The following is a 15,190-nucleotide window of genomic DNA, read 5'->3' as shown; positions in this document are numbered from 1 at the left end:
CTACGCCCATTCCGTGGAGTTTGCCATGCGTGCCCTGTCCTGCCTTGGATGCCTGCTGTTGTTGGCCAGTGCCAACGCCGTGGCCGGCCCGGTCTATAAATGGAAGGACGCCAATGGCGTGACCCAGTATTCGGAGACCCCGCCGGCGGGCAGGAAGTTCGAGACCCGGGCGCAGGCGCGCAGTCCCCAGGCGGCGGCCAGCGCCGAGACCCCGGCCGCGCCGGTGCCCGAGCAGTGCAGCACCGCCCGCGCCAACCTGGCCCTGCTGGAGGGCGGCGGCCAGGTGATGCAGGACACCGATGGTGATGGCAAGGCCGATACCCCGTTGGCTCCGGAGCAGCGCAGCGCGCAGAAGGGATTGGCTGAAGCCGCCATCAAGGCCTACTGCCCGGCGGAGTGAGGGTTATCGGCAGGGCTTGCAGCCCTGCACCGACAGAGGCGGTAGCAAGGGCAACGTCAAAAGCGGGCATTCCGTGGAATGGCGGGGCGGTGTCGGAGTGCGGGGACGCCGCAAGTACGTCCCTGTAGGCTTGGCAGCCGCATCCATGCGGCTGACACCCCGCAATCCGACACCGCCCCACCCCCGACAGATTCCCGGTGGTCAGTAGATCCACGCCATGCGTGGATGAATCTCCATGGAAATCGAATAGTTCGAGAATTGATCGAACAGCAGCCGAGCATGGCTCGGCCCTACAAAAGGGCGACAGATCGCGGAAAACTGTCGAAGGCGGGGTGGGTCCGGTTGCGAGGGCGTGAGCGCCATGGATGGCGCGACCGAGCCACAGGGACGTATTTACGGCGTCCCCCGCAACCGCCCCCCCCCGCCATCCCACGGGAAGCCCGCTGTTGCAGTTGCAGTTGCAGTTGACGTTGCTTGAGGCGGGTGCAGGGCGCAGCCCTGCCGATACCCCTCCCCCCGGCCGGGCTGGCAGAATAGGCGTCTCTGCCGTTATCCGAAGCCGACGATGCGCCTCTCCCAGTTCCACCTGCACACCACCAAGGAAACCCCCAGCGACGCCGAGCTGACCAGCCACCGGCTGATGCTGCGCGCGGGCATGATCCGCAAGCTGGCATCGGGCCTGTACACCTGGTCGCCGCTGGGCCTGCGCGTGCTGCGCAAGGTCGAGCGCATCGTGCGCGAGGAAATGGACCGCGCCGGTGCCGTGGAATTCCAGATCCCGACCATCCAGCCGAAGGAACTGTGGGAGCAGACCGGGCGCTGGCAGAAGTTCGGCCCGCAGCTGCTGAAGATCAAGGACCGCAAGGACCAGGTGTTCTGCTACAGCCCGACCGCCGAAGAAGCCGCCTGCGACTTCGCGCGCAGCGAGCTGTCCAGCTACAAGCAGCTGCCGGTCAACTTCTACCAGGTGCAGACCAAGTTCCGCGACGAGATCCGTCCGCGCTTCGGCGTGATGCGTTCGCGCGAGTTCCTGATGAAGGACGCCTATTCGTTCCACCTGCACGATGAGTGCCTGGTGCGCGAGTACGAGAACATGAAGTCGGCCTACAGCCGTATCTTCACCCGCCTCGGCCTGGATTTCCGCATGGTGCAGGCCGACTCCGGCGCGATCGGCGGTGATGCCTCTCAGGAATTCCACGTCATCGCCGATTCCGGCGAAGACGCGCTGGTGTTCTCCACCGGTTCGGACTACGCGGCCAACATGGAAGCGGCGATCGCTGCCGATCCGGCACCGCGTGCGGCCGCCAGCGAAGCCATGCGCAAGGTCGATACCCCCACCCAGAAGACCTGCGAGGATGTCGCGGCGCTGCTCGGCATCGACCTGCAGCGCACGGTGAAATCGGTGGCGCTGATCGCCGGCGAAGGCAAGGCACAGCAGTTCGTGCTGCTGCTGGTACGCGGCGACCATGAGGTCAACGAGATCAAGCTGGCCAAGGTTGCCGGCCTGGACGAACAGCGCTTCGCCAGTGAGGCGGAAATCGCCGAGCACCTGGGCAGCGTGCCGGGCTTCCTCGGCCCGGTCGCCCCGGCCAAGGCCATCCGCGTGGTGGCCGATCGCGAAGTGGCGGCGATGTCCGACTTCGTCGTCGGCGCCAACGAAGCCGGTTTCCACCTGGCTGGCGTCAACTGGGGCCGCGACCTGCCGGAACCGGAAGTGGCCGACATCCGCAACGTGCGTGCCGGTGACCGCGCGCTGGACGGTGGTGAACTGAAGATCGCCCGTGGCATCGAAGTCGGCCACGTGTTCCAGCTCGGCCGCAAGTATGCCGAAGCGCTGGATGCCACCGTTCTGGACGAGAACGGCAAGGCCGCGGTGATGGCGATGGGCTGCTATGGCATCGGTATCTCGCGCGTGGTGGCTGCCGCGATCGAACAGAACCATGACGATGCCGGCATCATCTGGCCGGACGCGATGGCGCCGTGGCAGGTGGTGGTATGCGTGATCAATCCGAAGGGCGACGCCGCCGTGGCCGACGCCGCGGCCAACCTGCTGCAGGAGCTGCGCGATGCGGGCCTGGACGCGGCACTCGACGACCGTGGCCTGCGCCCGGGCGCGATGTTCGCCGACATGGAACTGATCGGCATCCCGCACCGCGTGGTGGTCAGCGAACGTGGCCTGGCCGCCGGCACCTACGAGTACCGTTCGCGCCGCGCCAGCGAAGCGGAAAGCCTGGACAAGGCCACCCTGCTTCAGCGCCTGCAGGGTTGATCAGGAAAAGACCGGGGCATGCCCCGGTCTTTTTTTGCCTGACGCCCATTTGAGCAATATTGCAGCGGACATAATCCGGTCAAAATCGACGCAATGCAGCCGGGATGCTGCCAGGCCATGACCGGTCTGCATTTGTGCTGCGATTAATTCATCTTTATTCTGTCCCGCGACGCCAGGGACTGGCTCGTCCCGTCCACTTATTAGTTTCCGGAGTAACCGTAAATGAGCATTGACCTGACCGGCCTGTCGGCACGCGAGCTGGGCGCCCTGATCCGCACCGCCAAGAAACAGCAGACCATCGTCGCCAAGCGCCGGCCGATCACCAAGGTCCGGGCACAGCTGACCAAGCTGGCCAAGACCGAGGGTTACACCATCGAGGAACTGTTCGGCGACGCCCCGGCCCCGCGCGCGCGCAAGGTGGCCAAGGTTGCCAAGGCACCGTCGAAGACCGCTGGCCGCAAGCTGGGCAAGGTTGCGCCGAAGTACCGCAACCCGGCCAATCCGAAGGAAACCTGGACCGGCCGTGGCAAGCAGCCGCGCTGGATGGCCGAGCTGACCGCCAAGGGCAACAAGAAGCCGGAAGATTTCCTGATCAAGAAGGCCTGAGGCCGGATCGGGATGCAATGAAAAACGCCGGCGAAAGCCGGCGTTTTTTCATTCCCCGGAAAGGAAAGGTGTGTGGACCAACGGTCCACACCCACAGGAAGCAGCCCAGAGGGCGATTACAGGGTTTTGCGGGCCGGCATCAGCAGGTTGCCGAACAGCAGGCCAGCGACCAGCGCCATCACCACGTTGAGCACGGTGAGGAACACGCTCTGGCCGGCGCCCACGTCCTGCTGCTGGACCAGGGTCAGCACGCCGCGCAGGCTGGTGCTGCCGGGCACCATCATGATGATGCCGGGCAGGCGGATGATTGCGCCCGGGCGGCCGACGAGGCGGCCGAACAGATTGCCACCGGCGGTCAGCAGCATCGCCGACAGGAAGATGCCAGCCGGCGCTCCCCAGGCGTGGCCACCGAACTTGGAGATCGCATAACCAGCGACCGAGGCCGCGATCACCCACGGATAATCGCGGCGGTTGGCCTTGAACAGCATCGCGAAGGCAAACGCCGCGGTCAGCAGTGAGCCCCACTCCACCCACGGCCCCTGCGGCCGCGTGGCGCGGATCACCGGATCGAGGCCGAGCACATCGGCCAGGGTCACCGCGATCATCGCGCCGACGCTGAGCTTCATGATGGTGGTCAGCGCACCGGCAAAGCGCGCGGTACCCGACACCCAGTGCTGGCTGGCCAGCTCATTGACCGCATTCGTCAGCGACATGCCGGGCAGCAGCACCACCAGCGAGGCGATGATCACCGTGTTGAGGTTGAGCGCGCCGATGAAGGACGCCACCAGGGTGGCGACCAGGCCGGCCAGCAGCGCAGCCAGTGCCTCGGCGGCTTCGCGGGTGGCCGGGCGACGGTCGGTGACCATGCCGAGCAGGCCGATCATCAGGCCGATGACACCGGCGGTGGCAATGTCCAGCCACGGCAGCTTCCACATGCCGGCCACGCCGGCCGCGCCGAGGGTGAACGAAAGGATGGTGCGCAGCTTGCCGCGCCGGCCCGGATCCTTGTCCAGCTGGCGCAGCGCGGTGTGGCCCTGGGCGATGCTCATCCGCCCGTTGGCCACTTCCTCGGCGATATGATCGGCCACGCTGAGCTTGTGCAGGTCGTTCTCGCCGGGGGCCAGGCGGATCACGCGGGTGATGTCACTGGAGCCGATCGCCTGCGCAGGGTCGCTGAAGCTGAGGATGATACCGGTGGGATTCGACCACGGTTCACAATCCAGATCGAGCTGGCGGGCCAGTGCCACCACTGCCGTTTCCAGGCGCTGGGCCGTTGTGCCGTAGCTGTGCAGGCGTCCGGCGATCTCGGAAACGAAGGCCACGCGCTGCGCGTAGGTGGCCTGGGGCGTGGGGATCGTGTGAGCGTCTGCGGACATGCGCCGTAGTATTACCTAGGCTGGGCCTTACCGGAGAAATTCATCCGAGTTCGACGCGATGCCCAATACAGAACGGTTATGCTGCGACCCGAATGGCCCAAGTGACCCCGAACCACGCCCCCCAGCTCGAACAGGATGCCCATGACCCGGGCGTGATCCGCCTGTCCGGCACCTGGACCTTGAAGACCGCGCTGGCCGCGGCCGAAGTCCTGCGCGGCGTTCCCGACACGCTGACCGGCATCGATGCCACCGCCATCGAGAAGATGGATTCGGCCGGCGTGCTGCAGGTGCTGCGCGTAGCCCACCGTGCCGACCTCGGCGAGGACGCACTGAAGTTCCGCCCGGACCACCAGGCGCTGGTGTGCACCATCGAGGAAGTGGCCGACGACCGGCCCAAGCCCAAGCGCGACTTCGGCGTGCTGGCTGCACTGGAACGGCTGGGTGTCAGCGTCCATGCCACCGGCCACAACATCAAGGCGCTGTGTAGTTTCCTCGGCGAGAACCTGGTCAAGGCCGCGCGCCTGGTCAAGGAACCCCGCCGTTTCCGCCTGACCGCCACCGTGCACCAGATGGAGCAGGTCGGGCTGGATGCGGTACCGCTGGTGGCACTGCTGTCCTACCTGGTTGGCGCGGTGATCGCCTTCCTCGGCTCGACCATCCTGCGCGACTTCGGCGCCGAGATCTATGTGGTCGAACTGGTCAACATTGCCTTCCTGCGCGAATTCGCGGTACTGCTGACCGCGATCGTGCTGGCCGGCCGCACCGCCAGCGCCTTCACCGCGCAGATCGGTGCGATGAAGGCGCGCGAGGAAATCGATGCGATGCGCACTCTGGGCCTGGACCCGATCGACCTGCTGGTGCTGCCACGGCTGCTGGCCCTGCTGGTCACCCTGCCCCTGCTGACCTTCATCGCCATGGTCGCCGGCCTGGCCGGCGGCATCACGGTGGGTGCGTTCGACCTGGATATTCCGCCGCAGATGTACATCGCACGCATGCACGAGACGATGGAAGTGCGCCACATGCTGGTCGGCCTGTCGAAGGCGCCGGTGTTCGCGCTGGTGATCGGCCTGATCGGCTGCCTGGAAGGCCTGAAGGTCGAAGGCACGGCGCAGTCGGTCGGCGAACGCACCACCTCCAGCGTGGTGCAGACCATCTCGCTGGTGATCATCATCGACGCCTTCGCGGCGTTGTGGTTCATGCACATGGACTGGTGACATGAGCACGCATCCGACCCCCGAAGAAGTTCCCATGCAGGACGACAACGGCCACGAGCTGGCCATCCGCGTGCGCGGGCTGGTCAACCGTTTCGGCAGCCAGACCGTGCATGAGGACCTGGACCTGGACGTGCGCCGCGGCGAGATCCTGGGCGTGGTGGGTGGTTCGGGTACCGGCAAATCGGTGCTGATGCGTTCGATCCTCGGCCTGCGCGTGCCCGATGCCGGGCAGATCCAAGTGCTCGGCCGCGACGCGCGTGCCGACGATGCTGAGAGCCGCCTGCACATCGAGCGCAACACCGGCGTGCTGTTCCAGGACGGCGCCCTGTTCTCCTCGCTGACCGTGGGCGAGAACGTGCAGGTGCCACTGAAGGAGCACCATCGCGAACTGCCCGAGCGCTGGCACTACGAGCTGGCGCTGCTGAAGGTGAAGCTGGCCGGCCTGCCCGCCGATGCGATCAACAAGCTGCCCTCGCAGTTGTCCGGTGGCATGCGCAAGCGCGCCGGCCTGGCCCGAGCGCTGGCGCTGGATCCGCCGCTGCTGTTCCTGGACGAACCGACCGCAGGCCTCGACCCGATCGGTGCGGCTGCATTCGACCGCCTGATCAAGACCCTGCAGGAAGCGCTGGGGCTGACCGTGTTCCTGATCACCCACGACCTGGACACGCTGTACGCGATCTGCGACCGGGTCGCGGTGATCGCCGACCGCAGGGTGGTGGCCAACGCACCCTTGCCTGACATCGAGAAACTGGATCATCCGTGGATCCAGGAATACTTCCACGGACCCCGCGCGCGCGCCGCGCGTGGCGAACAGATCGAGAGTGCCTGAGCCATGGAAACCAAAGCCAACTACGTGCTGATCGGCGCGTTCACCCTGATCACCGGCCTGGCCCTGCTGGCCTTCGGCCTGTGGGCCGCCAAGTACTCTTCCGACCGCACCTGGCAGGAATACCGCGTGGTGTTCCGCGAAGCGGTGACCGGGCTGTCGGTGGGCAGCCCGGTGCAGTACAACGGCATCGCGGTGGGCTCGATCACCGAACTGAACCTGGTACCGGACGACCCGCGCCAGGTGGTCGCGCGCATCCGCCTGAACTCCAACACGCCGGTCAAGACCGATACCCGCGCCAAGCTGGCGATCACCAGCCTGACCGGCCCGTCGATCATCCAGCTCAGCGGTGGCACGCCGCAGTCGCCGGCGCTGACCACGGTCAACAAGGACCCGGCGCCGATCATCCCGACCACGCCCTCCGCGCTGCAGAACATCACCGACGTCGCCAACCGCATCGTCGAGCGCATGGACCAGATTCTCAGCGACCGCAACGTGGCTTCGATCAACGCGACACTGGCCAACCTGGAAACCATCAGCGGTGGTCTGGCCGACCGTGACCAGGGCACGCAGGCGCTGCTGCTCAGCGCGCGCGACGCCGCCCGCAGCCTGGACACCACGCTGAAGACCACCAACGGCACCATCGAGCGCCTGGACAAGAACCTGGTGCAGCAGCTGCCGGGCATCATCGACAAGCTCGACGGCACTCTGGCCAAGCTTGATTCGGCCGCAGGCAACGCCGATTCGATCCTTGGCGAGAACCGCGCTGCCATCAACAGCTTCGCCAACGATGGCCTCGGCCAGCTCGGCCCGACGCTGACCGAACTGCGCGGCCTGATCCGCGACCTGCGCCGGGTCAGCGACCGCCTCGAGAACAACCCCGCGCGCTACCTGCTGGGCCGCGACGCACCGAAGGAGTTCGAACCCAAATGAGCCCGACCACCCTTCCGCGCCTGCTGCTGGCCGCTTCGATGGTCACCCTGCTGGGCGGCTGCTCCATCCTTGGCAGCAGCGAGAAAACCGCAGTGACGCTGTACTCGCCGTCCGTGCAGGTCAAGGCGGACCCGGCGTGGCCACAGGCCAGCTGGCAGCTGGTACTGGCCAAACCCAGCGCCGCGCGCATGGTCGACAGCCCGCGCATCAACGTGCGGCCGACGCCGTCGCAGCTGGAGATCTACAAGGGCGCCAGCTGGGCGCAGCCGGCCACCGACATGATCGAGGACACCCTGCTGCGCGGCTTCGAGGATTCCGGCCGCATCCGCGGCGTGGCGCGCAGCACCGCCGGCATCCGCGCCGACTACAAGCTGTCCACCGACGTGCGCCGCTTCGAATCGGACTACCAGGGACAGGCCACGCCGACGGTGGTGATCGAGGTCAACGCCAAGCTGATCCACGTCGCCGACCAGCGCGTGGTCGCCGACCGCACCTTCCGCCAGGCGCAGCCGGTCGGCAGCACCGATGTTCCTGCCGTCACCGCCGCCTTCGAACGTGGCCTGCAGCAGCTGGCGCAGGACGTGGTGGGCTGGACGCTGACCAGCGGACAGGCCGACCAGCCGACCGTCGCGCGCTGATCGATCAGCGCGGCGTGATCCAGCGGAACGTCAGGTTGATCCGCTCCCCCTGCACGCGTGCCATCTTCGGCAGCGCGTGCTGATAGAACTGTTGGGTCTGACCGGCCATCACCAGCAGATCGCCATGGCCGAGCAGATACTCGGCCTTCCGCGCCGGGTCATCGCGCCGGCGCAGCAGGAAGCGCCGCGCCGCGCCCAGGCTCAGCGAAGCAATCACCGGGGCCGGCCCCAGTTCCGGCTCGTCATCGCTGTGCCAGCCCATGTAATCACCGCCGCCGCGATAGCGGTTCAGCAGCACGCTGTTGAAGCGGCCGAGGCCCTCCACCTGCAGGCGATCACGCATGGCCTGCAACGCGGGTGGCCAGGGGTGCGGCACGAATTCAGCCCCGGAATAGCGGTAGCGCGCCTGCGGATCGCCGATCCAGCAGCTCAGCCGCGGCGAATCCACCCAGTTGCCGAACATGCGGATGCGGTGGACTTCCCAGAGGACTTCGGCCTGCAGCACGGACAGGAGCCGGTCTGCATCGGTCGCGGCCAGCCAGCCCGGCAGGTGCTGGACATCGGCATCGGGCAGGTCGTGAGGGAAAAGCATGGCGCTACCTGAGAATGGGGCGTCCCTGAGCCGGGCCGCCCCAGACCTTCAACCGCGAACGAACGCCACGCCCGTCTTTTCCTTCAACTCGTCATCGCTGACACCCGGCGCGGCTTCCACCAGCAGCAGGCCCTTGTCAGTCACGTCGAACACGGCCAGATCGGTGATGATGCGGTCGACCACGCCCACACCGGTCAGCGGCAACGTGCATTCGGGCAGGATCTTCTGCTCGCCGTTCTTGGCGGTGTGCTCCATCAGCACCACCACGCGCTGCACGCCGGCCACCAGGTCCATCGCGCCGCCCATGCCCTTGACCATCTTGCCGGGCACCATCCAGTTGGCCAGGTCACCCTTGTCGGTGACCTGCATGGCGCCGAGGATGGCCAGGTTGACATGGCCGCCGCGGATCATCGCAAAGCTGTCGTGGCTGCCGAAGTAGCTGGCACCGGCACGTGCGGTCACGGTCTGCTTGCCGGCGTTGATCAGGTCGGCATCGACTTCGGCATCGGTCGGGAACGGGCCGATACCGAGCAGGCCGTTTTCCGACTGCAGCCACACATCCACGCCTTCGGGGATGTGGTTGGCAACCAGGGTCGGCAGGCCGATGCCCAGGTTCACGTAGGCACCATCGGTCAGTTCGCGGGCGGCGCGTGCCGCCATCTCATCGCGGGTCCACGCCATGTCAGTTGCCCTCCGCGCGGATGGTGCGCTGTTCGATACGCTTTTCAGGATGCGGGTTGTGCACGATACGGTGCACGTAGATGCCCGGCAGGTGCACCTGGTCGGGATCGATCGTGCCGACCGGCACCACCTCTTCAACTTCCACGATGCAGACCTTGCCGGCCATCGCGCAGGCCGGGTTGAAGTTGCGTGCGGTCTTGCGGAACACCAGATTGCCAGCCTCGTCGGCCTTCCACGCCTTGACCAGCGCCACGTCGGCACGCAGCGCGGTCTCCATCACGTAGTGCTTGCCGTCGAACTCGCGGGTTTCCTTGCCCTCGGCCACCACCGTGCCGTAGCCAGTGGCAGTGAAGAACGCCGGGATGCCCGCGCCACCGGCACGCAGGCGCTCGGCCAGGGTGCCCTGCGGGTTGAATTCCAGCTCCAGCTCGCCGGCCAGAAACTGGCGCTCGAATTCCTTGTTCTCGCCCACGTAGGACGAAATCATCTTCTTGATCTGGCGGGTTTCCAGCAGCTGGCCCAGGCCGAAACCATCGACGCCGGCATTGTTGGAGATCACGGTCAGGCCCTTGGCGCCACTGTCACGCAGCGCGGCGATCAGGGCCTCGGGAATGCCACACAGGCCGAAGCCGCCCACGGCCAGCGTCTGGCCATCGGCGACCACCCCTTGCAGGGCCTCCGCCGCACTGGCGAAGCGCTTGCCGCGCTTGCCGGTGGAAGTCGATTGCTGCATTGCTGTACTACCCTGCACGTTGAGGATGACCGCATTCTAGCTGGAGGGCGGCGAAGGGCCTGGATGCGCCGCAGCATTGACGGAGGACCAGGCGGGCATTGGGTAGAATGGGCGATTCCACGCAGAAGGGTGCTTCAGCGCCTACGCCCCTCGATCTACGATGACGCCGACCTTCACAGACGAAGACCTGTTCCGCTGGATCGACGAATGGACACTGCAGAAAAGCGAGCAGTGCCTGGGTGGCGTGCGCAACCGGCAACTCCGCGATGGCCTGCTGACGGCCGAGGTACAGGGTTCGGCCAGGCATCCCTACTACGTGGAGATCGATCTGACGGCCAGTACGCGCACCGCGCGCAGCCGCCTGCAGAGTGCCTGTTCCTGCCCCGTCGGCCGCACCTGCAAGCATGTGGCGGCGGTGCTGGTCTCGTACATGCTGGATTCGCTTGCCATGGACGACGAGAGCCCCCTGACCGAACAGGACCTGACGCAACCGCCGCGTCCTGAACTGCTGGCAGAGCTTTCGCGTTGGCAGAGCGCGCGGATCCGGCCGGCCCAGCCACGCCGAAACGGTGTCATCTTCGAACTGTCCACCTACAACCACCACCCCGCCGTGCTGGTCCGGCGCGTCAAGTACGGGACCGATGGTGCGATCAGCACGGGCAAGTGGATGGATATCACTGCGGACCTGCTGCTGGATCCTCCGGCCTATCTCACGCCGACTGATCTGGCGGTGATGATCCAGCTACGCACCCAGCGGCAGCCCGCGACGAAGGACGAATGGATCGACTTCGCGGCCACCCTGCAGTTGATCGTCTCCAGCGGCCATGGCTGGGTCTCCTGCGGTACGCACGGCGACGTGCCGGCCCGGTCAGGAGCTCCACGCCGCGGCGAACTGGGCTGGACCGTTGGCATGACGCAGGGCGCAACGCTGCTGGAACCCGCGTTGAGCGTGGAGGGCGGCGCCAGAGGCGTGGTCCTGGGCCGGAGTGCGTGCTATCTGGACCCGGTCACCGGCGAGGTCGGTCCGCTGCTGCTGGATGTCAGGGCCGAGGACGCCGACGCCTTCCTGAGCCTGCCCAATCTGTTACCCAACGAAGAAGCGGTGGTCGCACAGATGCTGCAACAGATCGACCCTGCCCTGCCGCGCCCCGGTGCAAGCGACACGCTGCCTACCCTGCAGATCAGCGCGATGATCCCCGTGCTGCGCCTGCATACGATTGAGTTCCGGCCGGCATGGCTCGGTCGCCGCGACCCGTCGCAATGGGCCGATATCGCGACCGTGGCCTTCGAGTACGACGAGCACGTGCGGTTCCTGGATGATCCGAGCCTGTTCGCACTCGATCCGGAGGGCCAGCTCGCCCTGCTGCCCCGTGACCTGGCTGAGGAATCACGGCGCGAGGCCCAGCTGCGCACGGTGGGACTGTATCGCGACACGGACCCGCGGGCGCCATTGGACGGCGCTGGCCCGCAGTTCCAGCTGCGCACCCATGACTGGACACGGTTCCTGCTGGATGACGTGCCGCGCCTGGAAGCCTTGGGCTGGAAGGTGGAGACGGACGACGATTTCCGCCATCGCATCACCCGGGTGGATGAGATCGACCTGGACATCCAGGCGGACCCGACGGATGCGGGCTGGTTCAACCTGGGTCTGGACATCCAGGTGGAAGGCCGCAACGTATCGATGGTTCCGCTGCTGCAGCAGGTGCTGCAGTCCGATCCCCGCTGGATGCGTGGCCAGCTGGACGCCATCGGCGACGACGAGAACGTCCTGTTGATGGCAGGCGACAACACCCGCCTGGCACTGCGGGCCGCGCGACTGAAGCCGATCATGGCCCTGTTGGCGGACCTGTTCGCCCAGCGTGGCGCGCCGCTGCGCTTGTCAGCGCTTGACCGTGGCCGCCTGCAGGCACTGCAGGACACGGCGCGCCTGCAGTTCCGGGGCCGCAAGGATACCCAGGCGCTGGTGCAGCGGCTGATGCAGGCACCCGCACTGGGCGAAGTGCCGCCACCGGCGGGGCTGGTGGCAACGCTGCGTCCCTACCAGCTGGAGGGCCTGTCGTGGCTGCAGTACCTGCGCCAGCAGGGGCTGGGCGGGGTGCTGGCCGATGACATGGGGCTGGGCAAGACCCTGCAGACACTGGCGCATCTGCTGGTCGAAAAGGAAAGTGGCCGCCTGGACCAGCCGGCGCTGCTGGTGGTGCCGACCTCGCTGCTGCACAACTGGCAGAGCGAAGCGGCACGCTTCACTCCGGGCCTGCGCGTACTGACCCTGCACGGACCGGCACGTGAAGCACTGTTCGAGGCGATCCCCGAGCACGATCTTGTACTGACCACGTATCCCCTGCTGTGGCGTGACGAGCAGGCGCTGCAGGCACATGCCTACCATCTGCTGATCCTCGACGAGGCCCAGCAGGTGAAGAATCCGAAATCGCGTGCGGCCGTCACGCTGCGCACGCTGCAGGCGCGTCATCGCCTGTGCCTGACCGGTACGCCGCTGGAAAACCATCTGGGCGAACTGTGGACGCAGTTCGATTTCCTGCTGCCCGGCCTGCTCGGCAGCGAGAAACAGTTCAACCAGCATTGGCGCCATCCGATCGAACGCGGCAGCGACCACCGCCGCGCCACGTTGCTGGCGCAGCGTCTGCGTCCCTTCATCCTGCGCCGTCGCAAGGACCAGGTCGCGTCAGAGCTTCCGCCCAAGACCCTCATTACCCGCGCGGTGGAGATGGAGGGTGGCCAGCGTGATCTCTATGAAACCGTGCGTGCTGCGATGGAAAAGCAGGTGCGCGAGGCCATCAGCGGCAGCGGGTTGGCGCGCAGCCATATCGTGGTGCTGGATGCCTTGCTGAAGCTGCGCCAGGTCTGCTGCGATCCGCGCCTGCTGCCGGGCGACGCCCCTGCACGCAATGCCGGCTCGGCCAAACTGGAGCTGCTGCGCGACATGCTGCCGTCGATGGTCGAGGAAGGCCGGCGGATCCTGGTGTTCTCACAGTTCACCGGCATGCTGGCGCGGATCGGGCAGGCGCTGGAGGAGCTCGGGCTGGCCTATGTGACGCTGACCGGCGACACCCAGGACCGGGCCACGCCGGTGCAGCGTTTCATGCAGGGCGAGGTACCCGTGTTCCTGATCAGCCTGAAGGCCGGTGGCGTCGGGTTGAACCTGACTGCTGCAGACACCGTCATCCACTTCGATCCCTGGTGGAACCCGGCGGCCGAAAACCAGGCCAGTGACCGCGCCCATCGCATCGGCCAGCAGCAGCCGGTGTTCGTCTACCGGCTGATCGCCGCAGGCAGCATCGAAGAACGGATTGCCGAGCTGCAGGAACGCAAGGCCCTTCTGGCGGAATCGATTCTGGAAGGCGGCGGCAGCACGGGTCCACGCTTCAGTGAGGAAGACGTCCAGGCGCTGCTGGCGCCGTTGCCGGGCCTGCCGGCCAAGCGCACCGGCCGGCCAGGCCGACGATCGCCGCAGGCCTGATCCGTGGCGCCAGTCAGGTGGCGTTCTCCGATGGAAACGATTCCCATACGGGACTGGGGCTACAATTGAGCGCTGAGCTCACAAAGGATCTGATCGATGCCCCTGCCCGCCTTCAAGGCCTACGATATCCGCGGCCGCGTGCCGGAAGAACTGAACGAAGACCTGGCGCGCCGCATCGGCGTCGCCCTGGCTGCGCAGCTCGCTCCCGGCCCGGTGGTCCTCGGCCACGATGTGCGCCTGACCAGCCCGGCGCTGCAGGATGCACTGGCCGCAGGCCTGGGTGGTACCGGTCGTGAGGTGATCGACATCGGTCTGTGCGGTACCGAAGAGGTCTACTTCCAGACCGATCACCTCGGCGCAGCCGGCGGTGTGATGGTGACCGCCAGCCACAACCCGATGGACTACAACGGGATGAAGCTGGTCAAGGAGAACGCCCGCCCGATCAGCTCCGATACCGGCCTGTTCGCGATCTCCGATGCGGTCGCCGTCGATACGTCCGAGGCCCAGCCGCCACGCGCCGGGCAGACCGCCCAGCATGACAAGAGCGCCTATATCCAGCATCTGCTGAGCTACGTCGACGCCGCCAAGCTCAAGCCGCTGAAGCTGGTGGTCAATGCCGGCAACGGTGGTGCGGGCGCCATCGTCGACCTGCTGGCACCGCACCTGCCGTTCGAGTTCATCCGCATCTGTCACGAACCCGATGGCAACTTCCCCAACGGCATTCCCAACCCGCTGCTGCCGGAAAACCGCGCCGCCACCGCCAATGCGGTGCGCGAACACGGCGCCGACTTCGGCATTGCCTGGGACGGTGACTTTGACCGCTGCTTCTTCTTCGACCATACCGGCCGCTTCATCGAGGGCTACTATCTGGTCGGCCTGCTGGCCAAGGCCATCCTGGCACGCAATCCCGGTGGCAAGATCGTGCATGACCCGCGGCTGGTCTGGAACACCGTGGAAATGGTTGAACAGGCAGGTGGCGTGCCGGTGCTGTGCAAGAGCGGCCACGCTTTCATCAAGGAAAAGATGCGCGCCGAAGATGCGGTGTACGGCGGCGAGATGAGCGCACACCACTACTTCCGCGAATTCGCCTATGCCGACTCCGGCATGATCCCGTGGCTGCTGATCGCGCAGCTGATCTCCGAGAGCGGCCGCTCGCTGGCCGACTGGGTCGAAGACCGCATGGCGGCCTATCCCTGCAGCGGCGAGATCAACTTCAAGGTGGCCGATGCCAAGGCCGCCGTGGCCCGCGTGATGGAGCACTTCGCCGCGCGGTCGCCCGCGCTGGACCATACCGATGGCATCAGCGCCGATTTCGGCGACTGGCGCTTCAACCTGCGCAGTTCCAACACCGAGCCGCTGCTGCGCCTGAACGTTGAAGCCCGCGGCGACGCAGCGCTGATGCAGGCGCGCACCGACGAAATCTCCCATCTCCTCCAGCAGTAAT

Annotated in this window: 13 protein-coding genes; 9 read left to right on the top strand and 4 right to left on the bottom strand. The window is 66.5% G+C overall.

All coding sequences use genetic code 11. The features are described 5' to 3' along the window. The first annotated feature begins 25 nt into the window (after positions 1–25). The 3 genes from ACZLHH_RS02975 (at position 26) to ACZLHH_RS02965 (ending at position 3,275) form a co-directional block, all read left to right on the top strand. Positions 26–400 (top strand): DUF4124 domain-containing protein, encoded by a 375-nt coding sequence (locus tag ACZLHH_RS02975; protein WP_049461832.1) that lies wholly within the window; start codon positions 26–28, stop codon positions 398–400. 565 nt (positions 401–965) lie between these two features. Continuing rightward, positions 966–2,669, top strand: a complete 1,704-nt coding sequence (locus ACZLHH_RS02970; protein ID WP_032128001.1) for a proline--tRNA ligase — start codon at positions 966–968, stop codon at positions 2,667–2,669. Between the two features lie 222 nt (positions 2,670–2,891). Then, the gene (locus ACZLHH_RS02965) at positions 2,892–3,275 is read left to right on the top strand and encodes an H-NS histone family protein (protein WP_005415203.1); all 384 of its coding nucleotides are present in this window, start codon (positions 2,892–2,894) and stop codon (positions 3,273–3,275) included. Between the two features lie 116 nt (positions 3,276–3,391). Here the strand turns inward: ACZLHH_RS02965 and ACZLHH_RS02960 are convergent, their stop codons facing one another. Next, entirely contained in the window at positions 3,392–4,651 is a 1,260-nt protein-coding gene (locus ACZLHH_RS02960; protein ID WP_049398420.1) for a threonine/serine exporter family protein, read from the bottom strand. A gap of 92 nt (positions 4,652–4,743) precedes the next feature. Between ACZLHH_RS02960 and ACZLHH_RS02955 the strand changes: the two genes are divergently transcribed. The 4 genes from ACZLHH_RS02955 to ACZLHH_RS02940 are packed head-to-tail and all read left to right on the top strand — an operon-like array spanning position 4,744 to position 8,262. Next, positions 4,744–5,865 carry an ABC transporter permease gene (locus ACZLHH_RS02955; protein WP_032127999.1) on the top strand — a complete coding sequence of 374 codons (1,122 nt, stop codon included), beginning with the start codon at positions 4,744–4,746 and terminating at the stop codon, positions 5,863–5,865. A 1-nt stretch (position 5,866) separates the two neighbouring features. Continuing rightward, on the top strand, positions 5,867–6,694 hold the full coding sequence (locus ACZLHH_RS02950; protein ID WP_049461378.1) for an ABC transporter ATP-binding protein: 828 nt from the start codon (positions 5,867–5,869) through the stop codon (positions 6,692–6,694). A gap of 3 nt (positions 6,695–6,697) precedes the next feature. After that, positions 6,698–7,624, top strand: a complete 927-nt coding sequence (locus ACZLHH_RS02945; protein WP_014035909.1) for an MlaD family protein — start codon at positions 6,698–6,700, stop codon at positions 7,622–7,624. After that, positions 7,621–8,262 (top strand): ABC-type transport auxiliary lipoprotein family protein, encoded by a 642-nt coding sequence (locus ACZLHH_RS02940; protein ID WP_049424921.1) that lies wholly within the window; start codon positions 7,621–7,623, stop codon positions 8,260–8,262. The genes ACZLHH_RS02945 and ACZLHH_RS02940 overlap by 4 nt, the downstream gene beginning before the upstream one ends. A 4-nt stretch (positions 8,263–8,266) precedes the next feature. On the opposite strand, the gene ACZLHH_RS02935 is transcribed toward ACZLHH_RS02940, so the two are convergent. Genes ACZLHH_RS02935 through ACZLHH_RS02925 form a run of 3 tightly spaced genes read right to left on the bottom strand, consistent with a single transcriptional unit; the run spans position 8,267 to position 10,268 of the window. Further along, on the bottom strand, positions 8,267–8,854 hold the full coding sequence (locus ACZLHH_RS02935; protein WP_049461376.1) for an alpha-ketoglutarate-dependent dioxygenase AlkB family protein: 588 nt from the start codon (positions 8,852–8,854) through the stop codon (positions 8,267–8,269). Positions 8,855–8,902: 48 nt separating this feature from the next. Beyond that, positions 8,903–9,535: a CoA transferase subunit B gene (locus ACZLHH_RS02930; protein ID WP_049461374.1), complete on the bottom strand. Its 633-nt coding sequence runs from the start codon at positions 9,533–9,535 to the stop codon at positions 8,903–8,905. A 1-nt stretch (position 9,536) separates the two neighbouring features. Further along, positions 9,537–10,268, bottom strand: a complete 732-nt coding sequence (locus ACZLHH_RS02925; RefSeq protein ID WP_049461372.1) for a CoA transferase subunit A — start codon at positions 10,266–10,268, stop codon at positions 9,537–9,539. Between the two features lie 160 nt (positions 10,269–10,428). On the opposite strand from ACZLHH_RS02925, the gene ACZLHH_RS02920 reads away from it, so the two are divergent. Beyond that, on the top strand, positions 10,429–13,746 hold the full coding sequence (locus ACZLHH_RS02920) for a DEAD/DEAH box helicase (protein ID WP_049461370.1): 3,318 nt from the start codon (positions 10,429–10,431) through the stop codon (positions 13,744–13,746). A gap of 96 nt (positions 13,747–13,842) precedes the next feature. Beyond that, entirely contained in the window at positions 13,843–15,189 is a 1,347-nt protein-coding gene (locus tag ACZLHH_RS02915; RefSeq protein WP_049461368.1) for a phosphohexomutase domain-containing protein, read from the top strand. Position 15,190: the final 1 nt, after the last annotated feature.

It is taken from the genome of Stenotrophomonas sp. 28608_Sma (assembly GCF_056486185.1).
The sequence above is the reverse complement of the archived record's forward strand: the minus strand, read 5'-3'. Positions and strand labels throughout refer to the sequence as shown.

Bases quoted from the DNA above. Each gene is read 5' to 3' on its own strand.
- ACZLHH_RS02950 (WP_049461378.1), top strand. From the start codon at position 5,867: ATGAGCACGCATCCGACCCCCGAAGAAGTTCCCATGCAGGACGACAAC.
- ACZLHH_RS02920 (WP_049461370.1), top strand. From the start codon at position 10,429: ATGACGCCGACCTTCACAGACGAAGACCTGTTCCGCTGGATCGACGAA.
- ACZLHH_RS02975 (WP_049461832.1), top strand. From the start codon at position 26: ATGCGTGCCCTGTCCTGCCTTGGATGCCTGCTGTTGTTGGCCAGTGCC.
- ACZLHH_RS02915 (WP_049461368.1), top strand. From the start codon at position 13,843: ATGCCCCTGCCCGCCTTCAAGGCCTACGATATCCGCGGCCGCGTGCCG.
- ACZLHH_RS02945 (WP_014035909.1), top strand. From the start codon at position 6,698: ATGGAAACCAAAGCCAACTACGTGCTGATCGGCGCGTTCACCCTGATC.
- ACZLHH_RS02940 (WP_049424921.1), top strand. From the start codon at position 7,621: ATGAGCCCGACCACCCTTCCGCGCCTGCTGCTGGCCGCTTCGATGGTC.
- ACZLHH_RS02955 (WP_032127999.1), top strand. From the start codon at position 4,744: ATGGCCCAAGTGACCCCGAACCACGCCCCCCAGCTCGAACAGGATGCC.
- ACZLHH_RS02960 (WP_049398420.1), bottom strand. From the start codon at position 4,651: ATGTCCGCAGACGCTCACACGATCCCCACGCCCCAGGCCACCTACGCG.
- ACZLHH_RS02930 (WP_049461374.1), bottom strand. From the start codon at position 9,535: ATGGCGTGGACCCGCGATGAGATGGCGGCACGCGCCGCCCGCGAACTG.
- ACZLHH_RS02935 (WP_049461376.1), bottom strand. From the start codon at position 8,854: ATGCTTTTCCCTCACGACCTGCCCGATGCCGATGTCCAGCACCTGCCG.
- ACZLHH_RS02925 (WP_049461372.1), bottom strand. From the start codon at position 10,268: ATGCAGCAATCGACTTCCACCGGCAAGCGCGGCAAGCGCTTCGCCAGT.
- ACZLHH_RS02970 (WP_032128001.1), top strand. From the start codon at position 966: ATGCGCCTCTCCCAGTTCCACCTGCACACCACCAAGGAAACCCCCAGC.
- ACZLHH_RS02965 (WP_005415203.1), top strand. From the start codon at position 2,892: ATGAGCATTGACCTGACCGGCCTGTCGGCACGCGAGCTGGGCGCCCTG.